Genomic DNA, 2,690 nt, shown 5'->3' with positions numbered 1-2,690 from the left:
CTCGATATGGGCGCGCAGTGCCGCGTCCTGCGGCATGAACCAGTGTCCGACGCCGTATTGGCCCGCCGGCGGCAGGTCGATGCCCTTGGCTGCCATCTCCTCGCGGAAGAAGCTGTCGGGAAGCTGCACCAGAACGCCAGCGCCGTCGCCGACCAGCGGATCGGCGCCGACGGCGCCGCGATGCGTGAGGTTCTCCAGCATCGCCAGACCGTCCTTGACGATCTGGTTCGACTTCACGCCCTTCATGTTGACGATGAAGCCGACGCCGCAGGCGTCGTGCTCATTGCGCGGATCGTAAAGGCCCTGGGCGGCGAAACCGTTGGCGGCGCGCCCGGCATTGGTCAGGGAGGTATTTTTGACGGTTGCCGCTTTCGTCTGCGCGGCCTGGCCGTTGATCGCAGATGGCGTCAATTCCGTCATCGTCCTATCCTCCGTTCCCAGCCCTTCGGGCGCTGGTTTGCCTCGGGAAGCGCGTTGCTTCCCCTTCATCCTTGCTGCACGTCTTGCGAAATCCTTGCCGAACCATGCGGCTGGCCGCCTGGGTCGTATCCGGTATCGTACAGGCCAGAGCCGAGCCGTCTACCCGTCGCGCGCGGCAACGGCCGGAATGGCCCATATGATACGCCAGTCCGGCCTGTTTTGCGCGACAAAATAAGACAGCACTACTGTCCTAAATTTTTTATGGCAGAAATCAGCCGCCCGCACAAGACCGATTCACAAAAATCTTGCCCAGGATGCGACACAAAATTTCGTGAGATGGAGGCGCAACGCAAGGTTCGGTCGCCCGCCCATTTCAGCTTCGGCTGGCATCACCGCTTTCCCGGCAGTTGGCCCCTTGCACTTGCAAGACCAAAACGGTCAAGTCGCGCCGGCTTCTGCAAATCAGCTACGGACCTCTCGATGTTCTTTGCATCCGACAACTGGGCGGGCGTCCATCCCGACATCTCTGCCAACCTTGCGCGGCACGCCGTCGGCACCGCCACCGCCTATGGCGACGGAGACCTGGACCGCGCCGTCTACCGCCGCTTCAACGAGATCTTCGAGCGCGACGTTCAGGTGTTCTTCGTCGCCACCGGCACGGCGGCGAACGCGTTGTCGATGGCGGCGTTGAACCGTATCGGCGGCATCGCGCTTTGCCATTCCGAAGCACACGTGAATGTCGATGAATTCGGCGCGATGGGTTTCTACACGGGCGGCGCGCGCGTGATGCCGGTGCCCGGGCCTCTGGGTCGCATTAACCCGCAGGCGCTGGACAAGGCCATCCAGCGCTATTCGCGGGACCTCGCGCCCGGCGGCCAGCCGATGGCCGTGACCATCACCCAGGCGACCGAAGTCGGCACGGTCTACGCTGTCGACGACGTCAAGGCGATCTCCGAGATCAGCCGTCGCCACGGCCTGCCGCTCCACATGGACGGTGCCCGTTTCGCCAACGCCATCGCCGCGACCGGTGTCACGCCGGCCGAGATGACCTGGAAGAGCGGCGTCGACATCATCTCCTTCGGCGCCACCAAGAACGGCTGCTGGATGGCCGACGCTGTCGTGATCTTCAATCCGGAGGTCGGCAAGGACCTGCGCCTGCTTCGCCAGCGCGCCGGCCAGACCTTCTCCAAGGCCCGCTTCATCTCGGCCCAGTTCGAAGCCTATCTCACCGATGACCTCTGGCTGCGGATGGCAGGCCATGCCAATGCCATGGCCGCGCATTTGGCCGAGACGATTGAGGACGCGCCGACGGGCAGGCTGGCATGGCTGCCGCAAGCCAACGAGGTGTTCGCCATCCTCGACCGCGCTATCGCCGAAAGGCTGCAGGCGGCTGGCGCCAAATTCTACGAATGGGGCGTGCCGCAAGGTTTTGACGGCCATCTCGGCGACAACGAGGCGATCTACCGTTTCGTCGCCAGCTTCGCCACCGCGACGGAAGAGATCGATCGCCTCGGGCAACTGCTCGCCCCTTAAGCGCTGCAGCGATCGGGAGTAACCGGATGACCAGGCCCTCTCTCGGCTCGACCATGCGGCTGGTTCGTCCGGCGCCAAACGTTGTCGGCTTCTACGATGGCCGCGTCGATGGCGTTCGCATCTGGTCGGAGGAGCCGAACTGGCTCGACGACGGCGCTTATACGCTGGGCATTTGCACCTATGCGATCGTCGATGGATCGCAAGCGCTTGTCTATGACACGCATATATCCCTGCCCCACGCCCGCCTTGTCCGGCGGACACTCGAAGAGATGGGCGTGACCTCGATCCGCGTCGTGCTCAGCCACTGGCATGACGATCATATTGCCGGCAACGAGGTGTTCCATGATTGCGAGATCATCGCCAACCGCCTCACAGCCTCGGCCCTGGAACGCGGCCGGGCCGAGATCGAAGGCGGCAATCCGCCGATCAGGCCGCTCGTGCTCCCCAACAGGATATTCGACAACAACCTCCATTTGACCGTCGGAGCGATCCCCGTCGAACTCCGCCAGGTCGAAATCCACAGCCATGACGGCACGGTCCTGCTGATGCCCGATGCCGGCCTGTTGCTGGCGGGCGACACGGTGGAGGACTCGATCACCTATGTCTCCGAACCGGAGCGTCTCGCCGAACATCTGATCGACCTCGAGCGCATGGCCGGCTGGCGGTTCGATCGCATCCTGCCCAACCACGGCTCCTGGGAAATAATTGCAGCGGGTGGCTATGACAGAAGCCTTATC

Annotated in this window: 3 protein-coding genes; 2 read left to right on the top strand and 1 reads right to left on the bottom strand. The window is 63.5% G+C overall.

Annotation, left to right across the window (positions count from 1 at the left end):
• Positions 1–420 (bottom strand): hypothetical protein (locus tag EN738_RS33210; protein ID WP_145967018.1); only part of this gene is annotated, 420 nt, incomplete at its 3' end.
• Between the two features lie 480 nt (positions 421–900).
• Between EN738_RS33210 and EN738_RS33205 the strand changes: the two genes are divergently transcribed.
• Together EN738_RS33205 and EN738_RS33200 are read left to right on the top strand one after the other, a co-directional pair.
• A complete protein-coding gene (locus EN738_RS33205; RefSeq protein WP_127287241.1) occupies positions 901–1,953 on the top strand; it encodes a low specificity L-threonine aldolase in 1,053 nt (350 codons plus the stop codon).
• Between the two features lie 26 nt (positions 1,954–1,979).
• Positions 1,980–2,690, top strand: a 711-nt coding sequence (locus tag EN738_RS33200; RefSeq protein ID WP_127287240.1) for an MBL fold metallo-hydrolase, incomplete at its 3' end; no start/stop codon positions are given.

The organism is Mesorhizobium sp. M4B.F.Ca.ET.017.02.2.1 (assembly GCF_003998955.1).
Taxonomy (GTDB): Bacteria; Pseudomonadota; Alphaproteobacteria; order Rhizobiales; family Rhizobiaceae; genus Mesorhizobium; species Mesorhizobium abyssinicae.
This window is presented reverse-complemented; position numbering and strand designations above follow the sequence as displayed.

Bases quoted from the DNA above. Each gene is read 5' to 3' on its own strand.
- EN738_RS33205 (WP_127287241.1), top strand. From the start codon at position 901: ATGTTCTTTGCATCCGACAACTGGGCGGGCGTCCATCCCGACATCTCT.